Genomic DNA, 21,609 nt, shown 5'->3' on the forward strand with positions numbered 1-21,609 from the left:
CGCCATCGCCGTTTCCACGAACAGCAACGTCATGCCCATGGCACGTTACCTGAGGTTCAGCGTAGCTGTTCCCCTTGAGCCAGCCTTCCTGTCGATTGGTAGAACACGGCGATACGGTCGAACATTGAGAGGAAATATTGGTTTTCAGCCACAAAAAAGCCCCGCATGGCGGGGCTTTTTCATGAGATATCGGAATTAAAACGTGTATTCAATACCGATGACAGCGACCGGATAGACGTTGTACTTGTTCAGATCCTTGCGCAGCTCGTCTTCCTGCTCACGGGCTTCGCGTTCGGCAATTGGTCGGACACCCGGAATATTGAGTGCGTCACCGCGCGGCGTCAGTGACACACTGGGATCGATCCAGAAGGCGCCGGCTTCAGCATAGAATCCCAGCCCCTGCTTCGAGCTGTTACGCCAGCCAATGCCCAGATAGGGTTCAACATCGCTGGAAAGCTTTCCGCGGCCATCGAGTCGCGCATCGTCTGCGCTAATGGAGAAGCCGCCAAGTTCATCAAAGGTATCGCCACCGGTATAACGTCCTGTGGCCCGGAGCTGAACATCGGGCTTGACCGCACCGGCTGAAACGAAAAAGCCGCTGTTGACCCAGGGATAGACATCCAGCTTCAGGCTGTAGATATCCATGTCGACCTTGCCCTTGTAGGTGTAATCACCATTGGTGTGGTCAAGATCGTTGTATTCGTAACCGCTGTAACCGGCGGTCAGGGCAAAATGATCATGAAAGCGCCAGCTCACATTGGCGCCCAGCCCGGTCGTACCGGCACTGCCGGCCACCGACCAGTGATCTTCCGCCATGGCCGCTGCACTGGTAGCCAGCAGCAGGGTTCCGGTGATTACAGCAGTAGCAATACGACGCATGACGTAGCCTCTCGAGAATGATCAAAGTTCCGGTGCGCCGATGATGTCGGCGTCATGTGATAGCCGTGAGTCTACTCATGCCCGGGATATCCAATTGTCTGAATAGCGACGCTTTGGGTTTTTATTTCTACCGGCGGCGTCATGAGTGCAGACCCGGCGTTTCGAAGTACCGCGGGGTTGCGCTATTGTTGAGCCTTCTTGAGGCGAGGGAGAGTCGAACAATGTCATCACTGCGCGATCAGTTGAGCCGCAAGGTGTATTCCACCGATACCGGGGATATGCGCAAGCACAACGACGGCGATGACCAAAAGGCGCAGGATGAGGCGCGTCTGGCCGCGCTGGATGGCATCGTGCGCATCAAGCGCGAAACGGCCGGACGCAAGGGCAAGGGCGTGACCACGCTGCATGGCATACCGTTGCCGAGCGATGAGCTGAAAACCCTGATGCAGGCGCTGAAAAAGCGCTGCGGCAGCGGTGGCGCGCTCAAGGAAGGTGTGATCGAGATTCAGGGTGATCATCGCGACACGCTGCGCGCCGAGCTGGAAAAACGCGGCTACACCGTCAAGCTGGCGGGAGGCTGATCATGCAGCGTCGTCACTTTCGCGCGTTACCGGCCGCTGTGCCGCTGGTACTGACCGCCCTTTTGAGCGGCTGCTCACTGTTTTCCAGCGGCCCCGATTTCGCCACGCTCTCGGGTGAGGCATTCAGCGACGAACAAACGCCGATCACGCACGATGCCCGACTGGAGATCCGCCTTCTGGATATCACCCAGGGGCGCACCACCGTCGCCCAGGTCGATCAGAATACCCACGGTCGCTGGCCGGTGCCTTTCATGCTGCAGTATGACCGCCACCATATCGAGGACGATCGCCGCTACGCCCTGAGTGCTGCCCTGCGCGAAGGTGACAATACGCGCTATCTGACGCTGGAACCCCTGCCGGTACTGACCGATGGCGCGCCCTTGCAGCAGGTACGCGTGCCGCTGACGCCGGTCAGTCCGTAGTTGCCCTTGCCGTTTGCGCGCCTGACAGCCCGGCCAGCAGGGCGGTCAGGCTCTCATCGATGGACGCCTCGCACTTGAGGGTATAGAGCGCATCCGCCCGAGTGTGCCCGCGGTTGATGCAGGCCACCGGGATGCCTTTTGCAGCGGCGTGGCGGGCAAAGCGAAAGCCCGAGAACACCATCAGAGACGAACCCACTACCAGCAGTGCCTGACTGTCATCAAGCATCGACATCGCCCGGTCCAATCGCCAGCGCGGCACGTTATCGCCGAAAAACACCACATCGGGCTTGAGGATGCCGTGGCCACAACGGGGGCAGTCCGGCAGCCGGAAGCTCGAGAAATCCACATTGTCGAGATAGGCGTCCCCATCCGGGGCAATCTCGGCGTCCATCCCGACCCAGTCCGGGTTGAGCGTGGCCAGATGGTCATGCAGCACATGACGACGCACCAGCAGATTGCACTGCATGCAGCGCACCAGATCGGCGCGGCCGTGCAGATCCACCACGCGCTTGCTGCCCGCCTTTTGATGCAATCGATCAACGTTTTGCGTGATGATCCCCTCGATAAACCCTTGCGCTTCCAGCGCCGCCAGCGTGTGGTGGGCACGACCGGGCTCGGCGCCTGCCAGCAGGCGAAAGCCGACCAGACTACGGGCCCAGTAGCGCTGACGCGCAAGAGGCCCTTGCATATAGGCTTGATGAGTCATGGGCGGTGGGCGCTTCCACTCGCCTTTTTCGTCACGATAATCGGGAATACCGCTGTCGGTACTGACCCCGGCGCCCGTCAGGACGCACAGGCGCGGATAACACCTGACAAGATCGATCAGTGCCTGCGCGCAGGCCTGCGATTTGCTGCTCATGATCACTCCTCATGACCTGCCGGCCGGACGATGAATTCCGACTGCAAAATGGTGGTCGGGCATGGATGACAACCTCGCAGAACGCTAGACTAACCCTCTACCCACCGGGATGACGTCATGCGCTGGCTGGAATATCTGCTCCCCCTGATTTTTCTGACCCCCCTGTTTGCCACGGCCGTGGTCGTGTTCGGGCTGCGCCATCTATTTCAGGACAAGCCCGGCTTCTCTCCTTCCGGCCACCGGCTCAGACAGTCCGGCAACCGCTTTCGCGAGCGTCTGGCCGAGGCCCGCGTCAAACTCTTTCTGGCCGGCGCCCTGGGGCCTGTTCTTGCGATCACACCGTTGATCTACGGCATGGGCCGCATGCTGTTTTCATCGCATCAGGACTGGCTCGAATGGAGCATTTACGGGCTGATCACCACGATTGCGGCGATGATCGTGGGCGCCTTCATGATGGCACTTTCCTACCGGATTTCTAATCTGCGCCTGCGTCTGGCCGGTGCCATGAACGTGGCACACGATCTGCAGAATCTACTGCGCACTCACCATCAGGGCATCCTGATCTTTCATGATGTCCCGGCCGATGGCTATACCATCGACCATGTCGTGGTCACCGAGCACGGCATCTTCTCGCTGCTGGTCCGTACCCGTCATGCCGGCCCGGAAACCGTACAGGATAACGTTCGTACCCTGACACTCGATGGCGAGCGACTGCGCTTTCCCGATCGTGAAGAGACCCGCCCCATGCGCGAGGCGCAGCGCGCCCGGCGCTGGCTGCACGAGCGCCTGAGTCGGGACTGCCAGCAGCAGGTGCCTGTACAGGCCATGTTGATATTGCCGGGCTGGCGCATCGAGCGGGCCAGGGACAACAACGATGTTCGCGTGCTGGGCGACAACGAGCTGCTGGACTTTCTGCAGCGCAATGATACACCGACATTGCCACAGTCCCTGTTTGACGAAGTCCGCCGGGCGCTGGTGCGCCTGACCGATGACCAGCAGACCCATCACGCGCTGTCTCCCGAGACCCGATAACGCGCCATCGGGGTGTATTTCACGTCGCCCTGATGCAGTGATTTAATGGCTTCTGCAGATCCTGCGCCCTGTCTCACATTGCAACACTGGTCATCAAAACGACGCGCCAGCCCTGTCGAAGGCGCTGGCGCGCCGCGTTTCACAAGGAGTCTTTCATGAATGAACCTGCCGGCGAGAGCGTCGTGGCACGTGCCCCCGCCAGCCGCGCGGCCATTGCCTGGTTCTTTGCCCTCTCGGGCCTTGCCTTCTCCAACTGGGCGGTACGCATTCCCGATATTCGCATGGTGCTTGATCTGTCCCAGTCCCAGCTCGGGGCGCTGCTGCTGTGCCCGGTGGCCGGGTCGCTGTCCCTGACGCTGCTGTCAAACTACTTCAATACCCGTTTTGGCAGTCGGCGCATTACTCGCGTGGCGGCCTGCGCCATTGTGGTGTCACTGGTATCGATCGGGTTTGCCATCTCCCCGCTGACGCTGGGACTGGCGCTGGCGCTTTTCGGTGCCGGCATGGGACTGCTCAATATTGCCATGAATGATCAGGCCGCCACGCTGGAACGACGCTATCGCCGCTCGATCATGTCCTCCTTTCATGGCGTCTTCAGTCTGGGCGGCATGACCGGCTCCCTGATCGGGGGTGCACTGGCGATGCTGGGGCTGACACCGCGCTGGCATCTGCTGCTGGTCGCTGCCTTTTTGCTGCTGGGCATTGTGATCAGCCACCGTCATCTCCTGGCGCCGCCGCCCCGCGCCGAACGCCCGGTGGGAGCATTGTTCGTGCGCCCGAAGGGGCGTGTCTGGCTTTTGGGTATCATCGCGGCAGCCGTGGTCTTTATCGAAGGCTCGATGGCCGACTGGTCGGCACTCTTTCTGACTGAGCTTGGCGCCTCGCGCGGGCACGCGGCGCTGGGGCTGGCCGTGTTCACCGGTACCATGGCCGTCGGCCGGCTGCTGGGCGATCGCTGGCTGGATCGGGTTGGCGCCGTGCGGGCACTGGAGATCGGCAGCGCCATGGCACTGGCAGGGCTGGCCTTTGCCATCGTGGCGGCCGATCCCAACGCCGCCCTGCTCGGGTTTGCACTGGCCGGTATCGGCATGTCGACCCTGTTCCCGTGCCTTTTGAGCCTGGCCGGGCGCAATCGATCCATGTCACCTTCGGCCGCCATTGCCTCGGTAGCCATGCTGGGCTATTTGAGCATGCTCGGCGGCCCACCCATGCTGGGGTTTCTGGCCGAGGCGATCACGCTGCACTACGCCTTTATTGCGCTTGCCGTGGCCGCAGTACTGGCCATTGCGCTGGCCCGACCGGCGGCCAAGGCCTGATCGGGCGGCGACCATGGTCAATCAGACGGGCCACATGGCGTACATCGCATGACAAAGGGCCCGACCACCGCGTGGTCGGGCCCTTGCCATTATGGGCGGGGCATTTTCAGACCGGTGGCTGCTCGGGGCTGTCCGGCATGTTGATATGGCCGGGCTCCATGCGGTTGAGATGCAGAAACTGCAGGTGACGCTCGTACTGATCGAGAATGTCATCAATCACCTGCTGCTCGGAATATCCCATCAGATCATAGCCCTGACTGCCCTCCAGCAGATGCACCTCGAGCCGGTAGTAGCGCTCCGTCACCCTTTTGGTACGCATGGCGAAGGCCGGCGTGGCAAAGGCGCGGGTCCAGACCTGATAGGTAAAGTTCTGCTCGTCACCGAAGTCGACGTTAAGCGAGAGATAGTCGTTCTCGTGCTGCTCGCCGCCACAGATATGCACCCCCACTTCCTGCCGGTCGAGCCGGTCACGAATCGCGGTCATGGCCGGGCGCACCCGCGCCTCCAGAAAGTGCTGCGCTTCGCTGCGGTCCGGGAAATTCATCGCCCGATCAAGCCGCTGCTCCCAATTGCCCTGCCCGCCACGGCTGGTGCCCATGCGACCGGAAAGGGACCCGGCCAGACTCAGCCGATGGCTCTCCTCCTTGAAGGCCTCGACCTTGAGCGCCTTGTAGAGCCCCGCCATCATGAAAAAGAGCACCACCGAGAACGGCAGCCCCGTGATTACCACGGCGCTTTGCAGGGTGGAAAGCCCACCGGCCAGCAGCAGCGCCAGGGTCAGAATGCCGATGACCGCCGACCACAGAATACGCATCCAGACCGGCGCATCGCTGCTGACATCCTTGAGAATCGAGGTGAAGTTCGACAGCACCAGCGCACCGGAGTCCCCCGAGGTGACAAAGAAGACGATCGCCAGAATGCTCACGGCAATCGTGGTGACCACCGGGAAGGGATACTCCTGCAAAAAGAGATAAATGCCTGCCGGCGGATTATCCATCACCTGCTGACCGAACTCGGCAGCGCCGTTGATCGCCATGTCGATGGCGCTGTTTCCCAGCAGCGACATCCAGATCACCATGAAGGCGATCGGCAGCGTCAGGGTACCGGCCACAAAGGTACGGATGGTGCGACCGCGGGAAATGCGCGCCAGAAAGAGCCCGACAAACGGTCCCCACGCAATCCACCAGGCCCAGAAGAACAGCGTCCAGGCATTGAGCCAGTCCATGGGCCGGTCGAAGGCGTAGGTATTGAACGACATCTGCACAAACGACGAGAGATAGTCGCCGATGTTCATCACCAGTGCGTTGAGCAAAAAGACGGTATCGCCGGCAAACAGGACAAACAGCAGCAGCGCCACCGCCAGCAGGATGTTGAACTCGGAAAGCCGGCGAATGCCCCGTTCGACGCCGGTCACGGCGGAAATGGTGGCAAACAGCACAATCATCAGCACCAGCGCGGTCTGGGTCCAGGCGCTCTCGGCAATGCCGAACATGAAGTTCAGCCCGTAGTTGAGCTGGATGACCCCGATCCCCAGGCTTGCCGCAATGCCGAACACGGTGCCCAGTACCGCGGCGATATCCACCGCATGGCCGATGGGGCCATAGATTCTCTTGCCCACGATGGGATAGAGCGCGCTTGAGATGGTCAGCGGCAGGTTATGGCGATAGCTGAAAAACGCCAGCGACATGCCCACCAGCGTGTAGATGCCCCAGCCCGACAGGCCCCAGTGCATGAAGGTGAGCTGCATGGCATAACGCGCAGCCTCCACCTGACCCTCGGGGGCGTTTGGCGCGGTATAGAACTGGGTCAACGGCTCGGCCAGCGCAAAGAAGATGACGCCGATGCCGATGCCGGCGGAAAACAGCATCGCCGACCAGGAGAAGATATTGAAATCCGGTCGGGCATGCTCCGGGCCCAGCCTGATCCTGCCAAAGCGTGACACGCCAACGAACACCACGAAGGCGAGATAGATCACGACGGTAAGAAAGTAGTACCAGCCAAAGGTGTTGGAGATCCAGCCCAGCACGGCGTTGATCACGCCGCTGGCCTGTTCGGTGGCGATCATTGCCCACAGCGAGAACGCCACAATGCCAATGACCGAGCCGTAGAAGACGGTGGGGTTGAGCCGGTCCCTCGAGGGGGCCTTGTCTTTTGTTGTCTCACTCATGTGTCTTCCTGATTGATTATTGGAGATTGGAAGAGCGCCCTTGATCAGCATTCAATGCTGTTATCGCATGGCAGTGATTCAGGATAACGTTAACTCAATCTAACCATCGTTCAAAAAAACACTTATTGAAAAGCAAAAGTTTGAAAACCCATGGTTATTGACGCCGATAAAGATCTCTCGCAGCCACGCTGCCGAGTGGACCGGTCGTGTCCCGGGAGGGCCTGAGTCAGCAAGGCATGAACGGCGCTGGTGTCCTCGTCCTCATGAGAGGGGTTACAAACGCCAAAGGGATGAGAAATGAAGCGGTGGCGCACCCAACAAGTGCGCCACGCCCTTTTGATTCAATCGTTGTCTGGGTAGGCATCAGCGTGGATCAGCCAGGCGGCAGCATTGCCGGCGAGCTGTCCGTCACAGATGGCATCCGTCACGCTCTGCAGTGCCACCTCTCCGCCAGGAAGTGCCACCGGCATCTCGCCCAGGTTGAGCACCAGCGTCACGTCCCCGTTGGTCAGGCTCAAAACGTCGCTGCGCGGGCTCGCCTGCCAGACCAGCTCGCCATGACCCAGCCCGTGCTCATGACGCATGGCCAGCAGCCGACGATAAAGTTCCAGCGTTGAATCTTCATTTTCCAGCTGCTGATCCGCGGCGTAGCGCGCATAGCTCTCCGGCTGCGGCAGCCAGCTTTCACCGGTGGTGTTAAAGCCAAAGGCCGGGGCATTGGCGCACCAGGGCAGCGGCACCCGACAGCCATCACGGCCGATTTGTTCGCCGTTGGTGCGGTGAAAGGTGGGGTCCTGGCGATAGTGGGCCGGCATGGTGGTGTGATCCGGCAGCCCCAGCTCCTCGCCCTGGTAGAGATAGGCCGAGCCCGGCAGGGCCAGTGTCAGCATGATGATGGCTCGCGCCCGGCGCAGCCCCAGCGCCTCATCGGGCTGCTCATCGTCGGCATCGATGCCGTTGGGCCGCGTTCCCGGGCGTGAGAGTCCCAGACGCGAGGCATGACGCACCCCGTCGTGATTGGACATCACCCAGGTGGTGGGCGCACCGACCGCGCCGTAGCTCTCAAGCGAGGTATCGATAACGTCTCTGAGCTTGTCGGCGTCCCAGGGGGTGAGCAGATAGTCAAAGTTGAACGCCTGCTGCATTTCGTCCGGTCGCACGTAGCGCGCCGTTTTCGAGGGCGGATGCACCCAGGCCTCGGCGACCATCATGCGATCGCGTCCGAACTCGGAGAGCACCCGATTCCAGCGACGATAGATGTCGTGCACCTCATCCTGATCCCACATCGGCCCCCGGTTGCCGCCCTCGATCATCGCCTGAGAGCCGTTCCAGTCCGGCAGCCCCGGGGCCTTGATCATGCCGTGGGCCACATCGACGCGAAAACCGTCGACCCCGCGCTTGAGCCAGAAGCGCAGCACATCGTCGAACTCATCAAGTACTTCGGGATTGTGCCAGTCGAGATCAGGTTGGCTGGTATCAAAGAGATGCAGATACCACTCGCGCTCGCCGGGCACCTGTGTCCAGGCCGCCCCGCCGAACACGCTCTCCCAGTTGTTGGGCGGCTGCTCGCCGTATTCACCGCGCCCTTCGCGGAAGATGTAGCGCGCCCGCTCGGGGCTTCCCGATGGGGAAGCCAGCGCCTTTTGAAACCAGACGTGCTCGCTGGAGGTATGGTTGGGGACGATATCGACGATGATCCTCATGCCCCGCTCATGGGCGCCTGCCAGCATCGAATCGAAATCCTCGAGCGTGCCGAACAGCGGATCGACATCACGGTAGTCGGCCACGTCATAACCGGCATCCGCCTGCGGCGAGCGATAAAAGGGCGACAGCCAGAGCGCATCGACCCCCAGGTTTGCCAGGTAATCGAGGCGTTGGGTAACGCCGGCCAGATCGCCGATGCCGTCGCCGCTGGCATCCATGAAACTGCGCGGATAGATCTGATAGATCACGGCGTGATGCCACCACTGTGGCCGGGAGTGCTGTTGGGTCATGGGAGCTTCCGTCGTGTGGTGAGGGGATTGGGGGCATCGGCGCCTGTGCGCTCCTGTACTCGACGTCGTCCGGCGGCAGCGCCTGACTGTCGTCATCAAAAAGATGGCCTCTGTGCCGCGCAAAATCCAGCGGTGCGGGCCTGCCAGACGTGAAAGGCGATGATGATTATCAGATGGTTTGCGGAGCTCTTCGAGCATCTGAAAACACCTCTGGCAGCAAAGGCCAGACCAATTGCTTAATCGTTTTAGCCCACCATGAAAGGCACTTTTATCGACGCGATAGCAACACTTAAGGGGATTTAATAATTCCTTGTCAAGGCGACGAATGTCGCAATGAAACCGGCTTCATCGAACGGTAAGTTCCCTTGACGATCCCGCGCACAAGGCGCGCATAACAAGACTGCCCACATATCGAGCAGCCGGATCACGACAATAATCATGAACAAGGGAACCTCGATGCCTTCGCCTTTTCGCTTTTCGCGTCATCCGCTGGCCGTTGCCGTTGCGCTGGCGATGACCCTGCCGACAGCCGCCAGTGCCGCTGACAGGTCCATTGAAGAACGCCTTGCCGAACTGGAAGCTCGTATTGCCGCCTCCGAGCGCCGGGCCAGTCAGGCCGAGCAGCGCGCCGCGCGGGCAGAAGCGGCACTGGAAGCGCAGCAGGGCACGGAGCAGGGTCATGCTCCGGCGCAGCAGCTGGCGCAGCATGACAATGTTTCGCGGACTTCCGGGGTCCCACAGACTTCGGAGGATGAGGAGCTCTCGGCCCCCGGCATCCCGTCCGAGATACGCGAGGAAGAGGGTAAAGGCGAGGGGCTGTCGATGAGCGTCTACGCCCGTTCGGGGCTTTTGATCGGCAGCGATCGCAAGAGCGCCCCCGGCGGGCCCTACCTGACCCCGGCCGGGCGCTCCGGCGGTGCCGTGGGGCGATTGGGCAACGAACCGGACACCTACGTCGAGACGATCTTTGATTACAACCAGCGCTTCGACAATGGCGCGCACTCGCTCTATCGCGTCATGCTGGCCGACAAAACCACCACCAGCAACGACTGGACCGCCGACGAGTCCGAACTCAACCTGCGCCAGGCCTTCGTCGAGTTCAGTGATCTGCCGAGCTTTACCGGCGCGTTCGAGAATGCCTCGATCTGGGCGGGCAAGCGCTTTGACCGCGACAACTTCAACATCGAGTGGATTGACAGCGACATTGTCTTTCTCGCCGGTACCGGTGCGGGAATCTATGACATCAGCGTCACCGACGGCTGGGACACCAGTGTCTCGCTATACGGGCGCAGCTTCAGCGACTACCCCGTCATTACCCGCGAGCAGCCGGAACTGAATGGTGATACCGATAACCTGATCCTGACCTCCAATAACCGCTTCGGCCCCTGGCAGTGGATGATCAGCGGCATGTCAGCCAACGACAACGACGAGCGTGATAATGATCCGCGTAATGGCGTGCCGGGAGACAATGTTGCCGAAAACGGTTTTCAGACAATGCTGGCTTATCATGGCGACAGCTTTTTCGGCATGGGTGACGGCACCTTCAAGGCGGCCCTGATGTACGGTCATGGGCTGGGCGGCGAGGTCAAGGATCTGGGAGCCGACGGCAACCTGAACGACGATGCCAATACAACCCGGCTGGCGCTGTATGGTACCACCTATCTGTCACCCAACTGGCGCATCGCCCCGTCACTGCTGGCCCAGACCAGCCGCGACCGCTACGCCAACGGCGACCGCTACGATTGGGTAACCCTCAGCGCGCGACTGGCCAACGAGCTGACCGAGAATTTCGAGATGCAGTACGAAGCCAGCTATCAGTGGATGGATCTCGATCCTGCGGGATATGGATATGTAGATGGCAACAACAACCCCCAGGTTTTTGAGAGAGTCAACGGTGGCTACACACGCTTGACCATCGCACCCACCATCAAGCCGCAGGTCGGCGGTTTCGGGCTGCGCCCGGAGATTCGCTTCTTCGCTACCTGGAGCGACTGGAACAAGGATCTCAACCGCTTCTCGGATGAGGATGCGCTGGGCAGCGACGGCTTCACTGGCAGCGAATGGACCTTCGGCACCCAGATGGAAGTGTGGTTCTAGAAAACGCCGGGGAGCCAACAAAAGAAAGCGGGACGTGGCCAGGCCGCGTCCTTGATGCCTGCATGTCTTTGTGCGGGCTATCCTCTGATTACTCCCCTCGCAGACGCCCGCCCATCTCCTGGGCCAGATCGACGGCGAAGTTATCCGTCATGCCGCCGATGAAATCGAGCATGCGACGGTAGCTGTCATACAGCGGCCACTGAGTCTGCGGAGTGTTTTCCCCAATCAGCGCCAGCACGCGCTGATGCTTGAAGCTTGAGCTCCCGGTGAAGTGCAGCTCGTGCGCCGCGCCGATAAAGGCTTCCAGCAGGATGCCCAGTGTCGTATAGGCACCGATCTCGAGCTTGGCCTTGCGGGCATTGCGAAAGATGCGATCGCGGGCGATCTTCTTGGCTTCGCTCACGCCCCAGCCCAGATCCGGGTGGCACAGATCGAGCAGGTCATCTTCCAGGCTGCCGTCGAGCAGCGCCTGCTCATGGGTGACAAAGGTCGCCGCGACCTCATTGACCGCCCGCTCCATGGCTACACCACGCAGAGCCGCCACACGCCGACGCTGGGAAACATTGTCCCGCGCCATGCGGGCGTAGTCCTCGGGTTCACCACCGGCGATATGAGTCAGCACGCCGGCGACTTCTTCAAAGCGCAGGATACCCATCTCGAGACCATCCTCGAGATCGAGCAGGGCATAACAGATGTCATCGGCCGCCTCGACCAGCCAGGCAAACGGATGACGACACCAGGCGTGATCGCTCAGCCGTTTGAGTCCCAGCAGGCCAGCCACGCGCTCGAGCTGATCACTTTCGGACTGATAGGCGCCAAACTTGCCGGCCAGGCCCGCCCGCTCCACCGTCCAGGGGTACTTGAGCATCGCCCCGAGCGTCGGTGCAGTCAGGCGCATGCCACCGTTGAACTGATTGTATTCGATCTGGGTGACCACCCGAAATCCCTGGGCGTTGCCTTCATAGGTCAGCAGATCAGCCCGCTGGGTCGGACTCAAGGCCTCGAGAAAGCCGGTGCCGTCGGCCTCGGCGCGCTTGAACCAGTCGCGGATGGCGTACTCGCCGGCATGGCCAAAGGGCGGGTTGCCGATGTCGTGGCTCAGACACGCCGCCTGCACGATCACCCCCATGTCAGCCGGGGTAATCCAGCCCGGCAGGCGCTCGCTCAGACGCTCGCCCACGATCATGCCCAGACTTCTACCCACACAGCCGACTTCCAGCGAGTGGGTCAACCGGGTGTGGATATGATCGTTTTCGGTCAGCGGGTGGACCTGGGTCTTGCGCCCCAGCCGGCGAAAGGAGCCGGAAAAGACGATGCGATCAAAGTCCTTGTGGAAGGGACTGCGGCCGATCTCGCGCTCCCGCTCGGTCGTCTTGTCATCCAGACGCACGGGGGTGAGCAACTGTTCCCACTGCATTTGACTCATCTCGCCTCGTCCCTTCGGGCCGGCGCTTCAGCCGCCGGCCGTTCATTGATGACTGCCCTGCAGGCCCGCTTATTCGTTGACATCCATATAGCGACGCGCCCACTCGCGGTTCTCTTCAAGCGTTGAATAGCGGGTAGAAAGCTCTGAGGCGTTGAGGTTGCCATCGGCAATCTGGCGCTGTTCGCGCAGGCAGTCATAGGTGGCCTTGATGGCGGCAAAGTAGGCACCGTGCCCATTGACCACCACGCGCACGCCAGCACGCGCCAGGAGCTCACGATCGCGCAGCTCGGGGTTGTCGTAGGTGACCAGCATCAGCGGCACATTGATATGGGAGGCAATGCTTTCCAGATGATCGAAATCGCGAATGCCGACCATGCAGATACCGTCAGCCCCGGCGCGCTCGTAGGCCATGGCGCGGGTCGTGGCGTCCTCGGCGCTGAGCACACCGGCGTTAGTGCGGGCAAATATCGACATGGCCGGATCGATACGCGCTTCCAGGGCGGCGCGAATCTTGCCCACGCCCTCTTCCAGCGGCACCAGATCAGTGGACTTGCGCCCGTACTTGGCCGGCAGCAGCGTGTCCTCGATGGTCAGGGCGGCGACACCGGCGCGCTCCAGCTCCGAGATGGTGCGCATGACGTTGAGCGCGTTGCCGTAACCGTGGTCGGCGTCGGCAATGATCGGCAACCGCGTGACGCGCCCGATCCGGGTGGCCTGCTCGACGAATTCACTGAGCGTGATCAGGGCAAAGTCGGGGGCTGCCAGCACCTGCAGCGAGGCGACCGAGCCGCCCAGAATGCCGACTTCAAAGCCCAGATCGGCGGCGATGCGGGCCGACATGGGATCAAAGGTCGAGGCAGTGAAAAAGCAGTCCTCGCGGGCAAGCAGGTCGCGGAACTGGTTGCGCAGATCGTGCTGGGACGGGGTAGCCATGACAACTCCTGAACATCACAAAGCGGCGATGGGCCCGACCGGCCCATCCTTGATGGCGACCTACTTTATACCTTTGTCCCATAACGCACCAATCCGGCGCGCTTTGAATATCGACCTGTGTCAATCGGCCTGGTCGGTACTGTCGGCCAGTGCCGGCAATAGCACCTTGAGCTTGCGGGTCAGGGTATTGCGGCCCCAGCCCAGAAGCTCGGCCGCCTCGCCCTTGCGCCCGCCGGTGTGCTTGAGGGCGGTCTCGATCAGGATGCGCTCGAAATCCGGTACGGATTCTTCCAGCAGGTGGGTATGGCCGGCGGCCAGTGCCCGGTCGGCCCACTCGCGAAAGGCGCTGCGCCAGTCACCGCTGCCCTCGCCCGGACTTTCCAGGTCGCGAAGCTCCGGCGGCAGATCATCGACGAGCACCTCGCGGCTGGAGGCCATGACGGTCAGCCAGCGGCAGGTGTTTTCCAGCTGGCGCACGTTGCCCGGCCACGGCAGATGGGAGAGATGCTGCCCGGCGGCCTCGGTGAGCACCTTGGGCTCGGCAGAGAGTTCACGCGCCGCCTCGGCCAGAAAGTGCCGGGCCAGCCTGGGAATATCCTCGCGCCGCTCGGAGAGCCTTGGCAGATGCACACGGATCACATTGAGTCGATGGAACAGGTCCTCGCGAAAGCGCCCTTCCTCGACCAGGCGCTCCAGATGCTGGTGGGTGGCGGCGATGATGCGTACATCCACCCTGACCGGCACATGGCCACCGACCCGGTAGAACTCGCCGTCGGCCAGCACACGCAAAAGCCGCGTCTGGGTTTCGGCCGGCATGTCGCCGATCTCGTCGAGAAACAGCGTGCCGCCGTCGGCCTGCTCGAAGCGCCCGCGACGCTGCGCCGTGGCGCCGGTAAAGGCGCCCTTTTCATGACCGAACAATTCGGATTCCATCAGATCGCGCGGAATGGCGGCCATGTTCAGCGCAATAAAGGGCTGATGGCCGCGCGGACTGTGCTGATGCAGGGCGCGGGCGACCCGCTCCTTGCCGGTACCCGACTCGCCGTTGATCATGACGGTGATGTGGGAGTGCGACAGCCGCCCGATGGCACGAAACACCTCCTGCATGGCCGGTGCCTCGCCGATGATCTCGGCCTGAATGCCTTCCGGCAGGCGGGCCGGGGCCTGTCGCTCGCGGGCATGGGCGATGGCACGGCGCACCAGTGACAGCGCATCATCCACATCAAAGGGCTTGGGCAGATACTCGAACGCCCCGCCCTGATAGGAGGCCACGGCGCTGTCCAGATCCGAATGCGCGGTCATGATGATCACCGGCATGTCAGCGTGACGCTCGCGCACGCGTGCCATCAGATCCAGTCCATCGATGCCCGGCATGCGGATATCGGTGAGCAGCACGTCGGGGGCCTGTCGATTGATCGCCTCCTCGGCCTGATCGGCACGTTCAAAGCTGGAGACATCGATATCGGGCTGGGCGAGCGTGCGCTCGAGTACCCAGCGAATGGCGCGATCATCATCCACGATATAGACGCGGGCCGTATCACTCATGGGTGCCTCCCTTCTCATGTCGGTCGTGCTCGGGTTCGCTGAATCCTTCCAGCGGAATCAAAAGGCGAAATTCGGTATGGCCGGGGCGGCTTTCACATTCGATCAGCCCCTGATGCTGATGCAGGATTGACTGGGCGATGGACAGCCCCAGCCCGCTACCCTCGGCACGTCCGGAGATCATCGGGTAGAACAGCGACTCTGCCAGCGTCTCGGGAATGCCGGGGCCGTTGTCGATCACGCTGACCTCGCACACCAGCCGGTGACGCTCCGCCCCCAGGGTAAACTGACGCCGCGCCCGGGTACGCAGCGTTACCACCGGCTGCTCGATGGCGTTTTCCTTTAATGCCTGCACGGCGTTGCGGGTGACGTTCAATACCGCCTGAATCAGCTGGCCGGCATCACCCATGATGGCGGGCAGACTGGGATCGTAATCGCGAATCAGATGAATGGTGTCGGTTTCGGCCTGCAGCAGCGCCCGCACGCGCTCGACCACTTCATGCACGTTGATGGGGCGCTGTTCGACCGGGCGGTTGGGCCCCAGCATGCGGTCGACCAGATCACGCAGCCGGTCGGCCTCTTCGATGATGATGCGGGTAAATTCAGTCAGGCTTTCATCGGGCAGATCGCGCTCCAGAAGCTGCGCCGCGCCACGAATGCCGCCCAGCGGATTCTTGACCTCATGGGCAAGCCCCCGGGTGAGCACCTTGACCATCTCCTGACGTGCAATCAGGGATTCCTCGCGCGAGATGCGCATCAGCCGATCACGCGGCTCGAACTCCAGCAGCAGCTCGGTTTTTGACAGGGGCGTGGCGGTGTAGTCCACCGTAATGCGCTCACCGCTGGGCATGGCCAGCTGCGTTTCGCGCTGGGTATAGGGATGCTGGTTGCGCAGGGCGCCTGCCAGCATGGTGGCAATCTGTCCCTCTTCCCCTTCCAGACACTCAAGCCGCATGTCCTGTACCCGCGACAGGCTCAGCCCCATCAGGGCTTCTGCCGCCGGATTGAGCCAGCGCACATTCAACTGCTCATCGAGCAGCACCACGGCCGTGGTGAGATGTTCCAGCAGACGTTGATGCATGAAGCGCCTCGTGAACGTCGTTTCCCTGTCATAGTGCAAAAAGCGCGCCACATATGCGAAATGCCGCACCACAAGGGGAAGGAATGTCGTCGGGAGGGCACGTGCGTGGCGCAGCACCAATATTGAGCAGAACATGATGCACCTTTATGGTGCATCAAGGCCAGCGGCCCGGCAGCTCAGGGAGAGATTACCTGCGACTCGGTCGCCGCCAGCACTTCAAGCGTCATGATGGGTGAGCGCTGACGGACCTTGCCGGCGCTGTCGAGCACTTCGGCCATCAGGTCATGACGGCCCGCTGCCAGCCCCATGGCCACCAGCACACGACTGGCAAGGGGAGACTGATGCCGCCTGCCATTAATCATCAGTTGCACCCGGTCGCTGGCACGCAGGGGCGGCACCGTCTCCACACGCAGGGCAATGCCCAGGCGGGCCTGCTCGAATGTAACGGCCGCGGCGCGGGGTTTCAGACTCACACGCTGATAGGGAATAAAGACCGCCGGGACGGATGGCGTCGCGGCGGGTTCGGAAGCAGCTTTTGCAGGCGACAGCACGCGCGGTGCGCGCACCTGGGCGCGGGTACCGCTGGGGCGATCGCTCCAGACCGTATTGCCCTGGGCATCCGTATGCCGATAGACCGCCGCGTGGGCATCCGGTATCACGGCTGTCAGCAGCAGCCAGAGCACGACCGCCCAGAGCGTCATGGGGTAAAGAAGGCGACCCGACACGGCAGCAGTTCCACGAAGATGGGGCAACCATTATCGCGGAAGCAGCCCTGACACCAGACGACAAAAAGCCCCGTCAAAACGGGGCTTTTCCCTGTGCCGGCCCGAAGGCCGGCATCGTGCATCAGCGATCAGAGGCTGTAGTACAGCTCGTACTCCATGGGGCTTGGCACCATGCGTACGGCGGTCACATCTTCCATCTGCAGCTCGATGTAGGCCTCGATCATCTCTTCGGTGAACACGCCACCTTCGGTCAGGAAGGCGTGGTCTTCCTTGAGCGCCTTGAGGGCTTCTTCAAGGCTTGAGGCGACCGTAGGCACGTTGAGCGCTTCTTCGGCCGGCAGGTCGTACAGGTTCTTGTCCAGTGCCTCACCCGGATGAATCTTGTTACGAATACCATCGATACCGGCCATCAGCAGCGCCGAGAAGGCGAGATACGGGTTGGCCATCGGGTCAGGGAAGCGGGTCTCGACACGCTTGCCCTTGGGGCTTGCGGTGTAGGGGATACGAATCGAGGCCGAGCGGTTACGGGCGCTGTAGGCCAGCATGACCGGCGCTTCAAAGCCCGGAACCAGACGCTTGTAGGAGTTGGTCGACGGGTTGGTGAAAGCGTTCAGGGCACGCGCATGCTTGATCACGCCGCCGATGTAATACAGCGCGGTTTCGGAGAGACCTGCGTACTCGTCGCCGGCAAACATGTTCTCGCCATCCTTCCAGAAGGACTGGTGAACGTGCATGCCGCTGCCGTTGTCGCCGGCCATCGGCTTGGGCATGAAGGTCGCGGTCTTGCCATAGGCATGTGCCACGTTGTGGATCACATACTTCATGGTCTGCACTTCATCGCACTTCTGCACCAGCGTGTTGAACTTCACACCGATCTCGTTCTGACCGGCGTTGGCCACTTCGTGGTGGTGCACTTCAACGCTCTGTCCCACGGCTTCCAGCGTGGCGCACATGGCGCTGCGGATATCGTGGAAGGAGTCAACCGGCGGGACCGGGAAATAGCCGCCCTTCACGCGCGGACGGTGCCCCATGTTGCCGCCTTCGAACGTGCCGTCGGTCGACCAGGCACCCTCTTCGGACGAGATGCGAAAGAACGAATGGTTCATGTCGTTCTTGAAATGCACCTGATCAAAGATGAAGAACTCGGGCTCGGGGCCGAAAAAGGCCGTATCGCCCAGACCGGTGCTGCTCAGATAGGCCTCGGCGCGCTTGGCGATCGAGCGCGGATCACGCTCGTAGCCCTGCATGGTGGCAGGCTCGATGATGTCACAGCGCAGGACAATCGTGGGGTCTTCGGTGAAGGGGTCGAGATAGCCGGAGCCATCCTGGGGCATCAGAATCATGTCGGACTCGTTGATGCCCTTCCAGCCGCCGATGGAGGAGCCATCGAACATCTGTCCGTTTTCAAAAAACTCGTCATCCACCATGCGCGCAGGAATGGTGACGTGATGTTCCTTGCCCTTGGTGTCGGTAAAGCGCAGGTCGGCCCACTTGATGTCATTTTCTTCGATCAGGGCAAGCGTTTTCTCAGACATGTGACTCCTCCAATAAAAAGGGTACTGCTCAAAAACCGTTAACAGGACGCCATCACTTTCGCCACCGTTGTATCACGCGCAAGCACAGTGCATGCAAGTCCCGCCGTGTACCCAAATAATGCATGGAGCGTGCCAAAATGGCGCGCAGACAATCACTGCATTTTAAAAATGCTGTCGATACAGCGACTTGAAGATTCAAACCGTCATTCAGACACTTTTTCCCATGACGCTGCAGGCGTGGGAAGGCCTGCCTGGCGAGGCTGCCCTGCACCATCAAGGCTCAGCCAATGCCGCTTTTGCACCAAAAAAGCGCAGAACCCGAGGGGCGTGCTGTCGTCATATTGTCATGACAGCGGTATGTCATGGCACGACTGATTGCATTTCACAGCGTCCGGGTCACGATTCCAGCTATTCGACCGACGACTTAGCCTATACAATGCGGGGCCAAATTTATTGCACGCTGCTGACGTGGCCGTTGAAACAATGCACGGTCATGCTCCTACCCTGAACAGGCGCGTGTACACAAAGGTGAAAACGCGTTATGTCCGATACGCTGACTTCCGGCAATATCGAGAAGCTAAGAAACATTGCCATTATTGCGCACGTTGACCACGGCAAGACCACGCTGGTTGACAAGCTGCTGGCCCAGTCCGGCACCCTGGACCGCAAGGCGGAAAACCAGGAGCGCATCATGGACTCCAACGACCAGGAGAAGGAACGCGGTATTACCATCCTGGCCAAGAACACGGCCATTACCTGGCACGACTACCACATCAACATCGTCGACACCCCCGGGCACGCCGACTTTGGTGGTGAGGTCGAGCGCGTCATGTCGATGGTGGACTCCGTTCTGCTGCTGGTCGACGCCGTTGATGGCCCGATGCCGCAGACCCGCTTTGTGACCCAGAAGGCATTTGCCCAGGGCCTCAAGCCGATCGTGGTCGTCAACAAGATCGACCGTCCCGGCGCGCGTCCTGACTGGGTCATCGATCAGATCTTTGATCTGTTCGACAACCTGGGTGCCACCGACGAGCAGCTCGACTTCCCGATCATCTACTGCTCGGCGCTCAACGGCATCGCCGGCATGGACCCGGAAAACCTGTCCGACAACATGGACCCGATGTTCCAGGCCATCGTTGATATCGTCGAGCCGCCGACCGTTGAGCTCGATGGCCCGTTCCAGATGCAGATCTCGGCGCTGGACTACAACAGCTACGTGGGCGTCATCGGTCTGGGTCGCGTCAAGCGCGGTCGCGTACGTCCCAACCAGCAGGTCAGCGTCATCTCCCGTCACGGCGTGACCCGCAAGGGCAAGATCGGTCAGGTCATGACGCATCTGGGTCTGGAACGTGTTCAGGCCGATGAGGTCAGTGCCGGCGACATCGTCTGCATCACCGGCATCGACGATCTTTCGATCTCCGATACGATCTGTGATCCGTCCAATGTCGAAGCGCTGCCGGCGCTGACCGTGGATGAGCCGACCGTCTCGATGACCTTCCAGGTCAACGATTCGCCCTTTGCCGGGCGTGACGGCAAGTACGTCACCAGCCGTAACATCAAGGACCGTCTGGATCAGGAACTGATCCACAACGTGGCCCTGCGTGTCGAGCAGGGTGAATCCGCTGAAAAGTTCACGGTCTCCGGGCGTGGCGAGCTGCACCTGTCAGTGCTGATCGAATCCATGCGTCGTGAAGGCTACGAGCTGGCCGTGGGTCGTCCCGAGGTCATCATTCGCGAGATTGATGGCGTCAAGCAGGAGCCCTACGAAGAGGTCATCATCGACTGTGAAGAGCAGCATCAGGGCTCTGTCATGGAAGAGCTGGGCTATCGCAAGGGCGAGCTGACCAACATGAACCCGGATGGCAAGGGTCGTGTGCGTCTGGACTTCATGATTCCCTCGCGCGGTCTGATCGGCTTCCGCTCACAGTTTCTGACCATGACCTCCGGTACCGGTATCCTGACCAGCCGCTTTGATCACTACGGGCCGCTGAAGGAAGGCGCCGGCGTTGAGCGTCGCAACGGCGTCCTGGTCTCCATGGTGGACGGCAAGGCACTGGCCTATGCCCTCTACGCCCTGCAGGATCGCGGCAAGCTGATCATCGATCACGGCACCGAGGTCTATGAAGGCATGCTGATCGGGATCAACAACCGTTCCGATGACATGGTGGTCAATCCGACCAAGGGCAAGAAGCTCGATAACATGCGTGCCTCGGGTAACGATGAAAACATCGTGCTGACGCCGCCGATCCGCTTCACGCTGGAACAGGCCATCGAGTTTCTGGACAGCGACGAGCTGGTGGAAGTCACGCCCGGCTTCATCCGGATCCGCAAGAAGCACCTCAAGGAAACCGACCGCAAGCGCAACAAGAAGTAAGCACGCTTGAAACGGTATCGTTGAACACGAAAACGGCCTGCAGAAATGCAGGCCGTTTTTTATGTTCTGAAGATAACCCCGATCGGATGGATAGTGTCGCTCCTGCCTCCTGCCTCCTGAATCACCAGACAGCAGACAGCAGATACACAAAGGCCGCTGCCCTTTCGGGCAGCGGCCTTTTGTTGATCAACGCTCAGGGAAGATCAGGCAGCGTCACGGCCGGCCATGGGCGAAAAGCTTGCAGGCTGCTGTGTGTTGCTGCAAGCAACCGGTGTAGAAGTTCTTACCGCTACCGGCTGCAGTCGACGCGCTTCGCGATCTGCTGCTCGTCCGGAAAGCATCATCGCCCCCAGCATGAACATGATCAGCAGTGCGTAACCCATTCCGCCAATGATTAACAGTGCCATGGTCCTATCTCCTCTCAACGCGGCGTTATCGCAGCGCGTTTTTTAAATGGAAGCCACTTTGCACAGCCATGTTCCTGATGGTGGTCGCCTTTTCCGGGCGCTGTGCTCCAACAAACCGCTGATTCCTTTCAGACCACTGATACCTTCGCTGATCGATTCACCCTGCATGAAGGTTGAGAACCGTATGAGCTGCCTTATCAGTAACTCTGTAATGCTTAATGTATCAGAAGGTAACGCAA

The 21,609-nt window shown here is 61.0% G+C and carries 17 protein-coding genes; 6 read left to right on the forward strand and 11 right to left on the reverse strand.

Going from position 1 to position 21,609, the window contains the following annotated elements; all coding sequences use genetic code 11:
* Positions 1-195 precede the first annotated feature (195 nt).
* Positions 196-879, reverse strand: a complete 684-nt coding sequence (locus IE123_RS05830) for a hypothetical protein (protein WP_189516088.1) — start codon at positions 877-879, stop codon at positions 196-198.
* A 221-nt stretch (positions 880-1,100) separates the two neighbouring features.
* On the opposite strand from IE123_RS05830, the gene IE123_RS05835 reads away from it, so the two are divergent.
* Positions 1,101-1,460 carry a translation initiation factor gene (locus IE123_RS05835; protein WP_189516090.1) on the forward strand — a complete coding sequence of 120 codons (360 nt, stop codon included), beginning with the start codon at positions 1,101-1,103 and terminating at the stop codon, positions 1,458-1,460.
* 2 nt (positions 1,461-1,462) lie between these two features.
* Positions 1,463-1,882, forward strand: a complete 420-nt coding sequence (locus tag IE123_RS05840) for a YbaY family lipoprotein (RefSeq protein WP_189516092.1) — start codon at positions 1,463-1,465, stop codon at positions 1,880-1,882.
* On the opposite strand, the gene IE123_RS05845 is transcribed toward IE123_RS05840, so the two are convergent.
* The gene (locus IE123_RS05845; protein WP_189516094.1) at positions 1,872-2,741 is read right to left on the reverse strand and encodes an NAD-dependent protein deacetylase; all 870 of its coding nucleotides are present in this window, start codon (positions 2,739-2,741) and stop codon (positions 1,872-1,874) included. The genes IE123_RS05840 and IE123_RS05845 overlap by 11 nt on opposite strands.
* 117 nt (positions 2,742-2,858) lie before the next feature.
* Between IE123_RS05845 and IE123_RS05850 the strand changes: the two genes are divergently transcribed.
* Entirely contained in the window at positions 2,859-3,773 is a 915-nt protein-coding gene (locus IE123_RS05850) for a nuclease-related domain-containing protein (protein ID WP_189516096.1), read from the forward strand.
* Between the two features lie 155 nt (positions 3,774-3,928).
* Complete coding sequence (locus IE123_RS05855) at positions 3,929-5,089, forward strand: MFS transporter (RefSeq protein ID WP_189516098.1); 1,161 nt, start codon at positions 3,929-3,931, stop codon at positions 5,087-5,089.
* A 106-nt stretch (positions 5,090-5,195) separates the two neighbouring features.
* On the opposite strand, the gene betT is transcribed toward IE123_RS05855, so the two are convergent.
* Positions 5,196-7,256: a choline BCCT transporter BetT gene (gene betT, locus IE123_RS05860; RefSeq protein WP_189516100.1), complete on the reverse strand. Its 2,061-nt coding sequence runs from the start codon at positions 7,254-7,256 to the stop codon at positions 5,196-5,198.
* 341 nt (positions 7,257-7,597) lie between these two features.
* A complete protein-coding gene (locus tag IE123_RS05865) occupies positions 7,598-9,250 on the reverse strand; it encodes a glycoside hydrolase family 13 protein (RefSeq protein WP_189516102.1) in 1,653 nt (550 codons plus the stop codon).
* 456 nt (positions 9,251-9,706) lie between these two features.
* Between IE123_RS05865 and IE123_RS05870 the strand changes: the two genes are divergently transcribed.
* Entirely contained in the window at positions 9,707-11,347 is a 1,641-nt protein-coding gene (locus IE123_RS05870; protein ID WP_189516104.1) for a carbohydrate porin, read from the forward strand.
* 88 nt (positions 11,348-11,435) lie between these two features.
* Here IE123_RS05870 and IE123_RS05875 read toward each other — a convergent pair whose 3' ends face one another.
* The 6 genes from IE123_RS05875 to glnA all read right to left on the reverse strand — a co-directional run bounded on the left by IE123_RS05875 (position 11,436) and on the right by glnA (position 18,589).
* A complete protein-coding gene (locus tag IE123_RS05875; protein ID WP_189516106.1) occupies positions 11,436-12,773 on the reverse strand; it encodes a deoxyguanosinetriphosphate triphosphohydrolase in 1,338 nt (445 codons plus the stop codon).
* A 69-nt stretch (positions 12,774-12,842) separates the two neighbouring features.
* Positions 12,843-13,706, reverse strand: a complete 864-nt coding sequence (locus tag IE123_RS05880) for an oxaloacetate decarboxylase (RefSeq protein ID WP_189516108.1) — start codon at positions 13,704-13,706, stop codon at positions 12,843-12,845.
* Positions 13,707-13,826: 120 nt separating this feature from the next.
* Positions 13,827-15,251, reverse strand: a complete 1,425-nt coding sequence (gene ntrC, locus IE123_RS05885; RefSeq protein WP_189516110.1) for a nitrogen regulation protein NR(I) — start codon at positions 15,249-15,251, stop codon at positions 13,827-13,829.
* Positions 15,244-16,329 (reverse strand): nitrogen regulation protein NR(II), encoded by a 1,086-nt coding sequence (gene glnL / locus IE123_RS05890; protein ID WP_189516112.1) that lies wholly within the window; start codon positions 16,327-16,329, stop codon positions 15,244-15,246. The genes ntrC and glnL overlap by 8 nt, the downstream gene beginning before the upstream one ends.
* 176 nt (positions 16,330-16,505) lie before the next feature.
* Positions 16,506-17,054, reverse strand: coding sequence for a DUF4124 domain-containing protein (locus IE123_RS05895; protein WP_189516114.1), 549 nt, complete (start codon positions 17,052-17,054; stop codon positions 16,506-16,508).
* A gap of 128 nt (positions 17,055-17,182) precedes the next feature.
* Positions 17,183-18,589, reverse strand: coding sequence for a glutamate--ammonia ligase (gene glnA, locus IE123_RS05900; RefSeq protein ID WP_189516117.1), 1,407 nt, complete (start codon positions 18,587-18,589; stop codon positions 17,183-17,185).
* A 541-nt stretch (positions 18,590-19,130) separates the two neighbouring features.
* Here glnA and typA point away from each other — a divergent pair.
* Positions 19,131-20,963 (forward strand): translational GTPase TypA, encoded by a 1,833-nt coding sequence (gene typA / locus IE123_RS05905; RefSeq protein ID WP_189516119.1) that lies wholly within the window; start codon positions 19,131-19,133, stop codon positions 20,961-20,963.
* 203 nt (positions 20,964-21,166) lie between these two features.
* Here the strand turns inward: typA and IE123_RS05910 are convergent, their stop codons facing one another.
* Positions 21,167-21,370, reverse strand: coding sequence for a hypothetical protein (locus tag IE123_RS05910; protein WP_189516121.1), 204 nt, complete (start codon positions 21,368-21,370; stop codon positions 21,167-21,169).
* Positions 21,371-21,609: the final 239 nt, after the last annotated feature.

The sequence above is a fragment of the Kushneria pakistanensis genome (assembly GCF_014652795.1).
GTDB lineage: Bacteria > Pseudomonadota > Gammaproteobacteria > Pseudomonadales > Halomonadaceae > Kushneria > Kushneria pakistanensis.

Coding starts and splice junctions, on each gene's coding strand:
- IE123_RS05830 (WP_189516088.1), bottom strand. CDS start 879: ATGCGTCGTATTGCTACTGCTGTAATCACCGGAACCCTGCTGCTGGCT.
- IE123_RS05835 (WP_189516090.1), top strand. CDS start 1,101: ATGTCATCACTGCGCGATCAGTTGAGCCGCAAGGTGTATTCCACCGAT.
- IE123_RS05840 (WP_189516092.1), top strand. CDS start 1,463: ATGCAGCGTCGTCACTTTCGCGCGTTACCGGCCGCTGTGCCGCTGGTA.
- IE123_RS05845 (WP_189516094.1), bottom strand. CDS start 2,741: ATGAGCAGCAAATCGCAGGCCTGCGCGCAGGCACTGATCGATCTTGTC.
- IE123_RS05850 (WP_189516096.1), top strand. CDS start 2,859: ATGCGCTGGCTGGAATATCTGCTCCCCCTGATTTTTCTGACCCCCCTG.
- IE123_RS05855 (WP_189516098.1), top strand. CDS start 3,929: ATGAATGAACCTGCCGGCGAGAGCGTCGTGGCACGTGCCCCCGCCAGC.
- betT (WP_189516100.1), bottom strand. CDS start 7,256: ATGAGTGAGACAACAAAAGACAAGGCCCCCTCGAGGGACCGGCTCAAC.
- IE123_RS05865 (WP_189516102.1), bottom strand. CDS start 9,250: ATGACCCAACAGCACTCCCGGCCACAGTGGTGGCATCACGCCGTGATC.
- IE123_RS05870 (WP_189516104.1), top strand. CDS start 9,707: ATGCCTTCGCCTTTTCGCTTTTCGCGTCATCCGCTGGCCGTTGCCGTT.
- IE123_RS05875 (WP_189516106.1), bottom strand. CDS start 12,773: ATGAGTCAAATGCAGTGGGAACAGTTGCTCACCCCCGTGCGTCTGGAT.
- IE123_RS05880 (WP_189516108.1), bottom strand. CDS start 13,706: ATGGCTACCCCGTCCCAGCACGATCTGCGCAACCAGTTCCGCGACCTG.
- ntrC (WP_189516110.1), bottom strand. CDS start 15,251: ATGAGTGATACGGCCCGCGTCTATATCGTGGATGATGATCGCGCCATT.
- glnL (WP_189516112.1), bottom strand. CDS start 16,329: ATGCATCAACGTCTGCTGGAACATCTCACCACGGCCGTGGTGCTGCTC.
- glnA (WP_189516117.1), bottom strand. CDS start 18,589: ATGTCTGAGAAAACGCTTGCCCTGATCGAAGAAAATGACATCAAGTGG.
- typA (WP_189516119.1), top strand. CDS start 19,131: ATGTCCGATACGCTGACTTCCGGCAATATCGAGAAGCTAAGAAACATT.
- IE123_RS05910 (WP_189516121.1), bottom strand. CDS start 21,370: ATGGCACTGTTAATCATTGGCGGAATGGGTTACGCACTGCTGATCATG.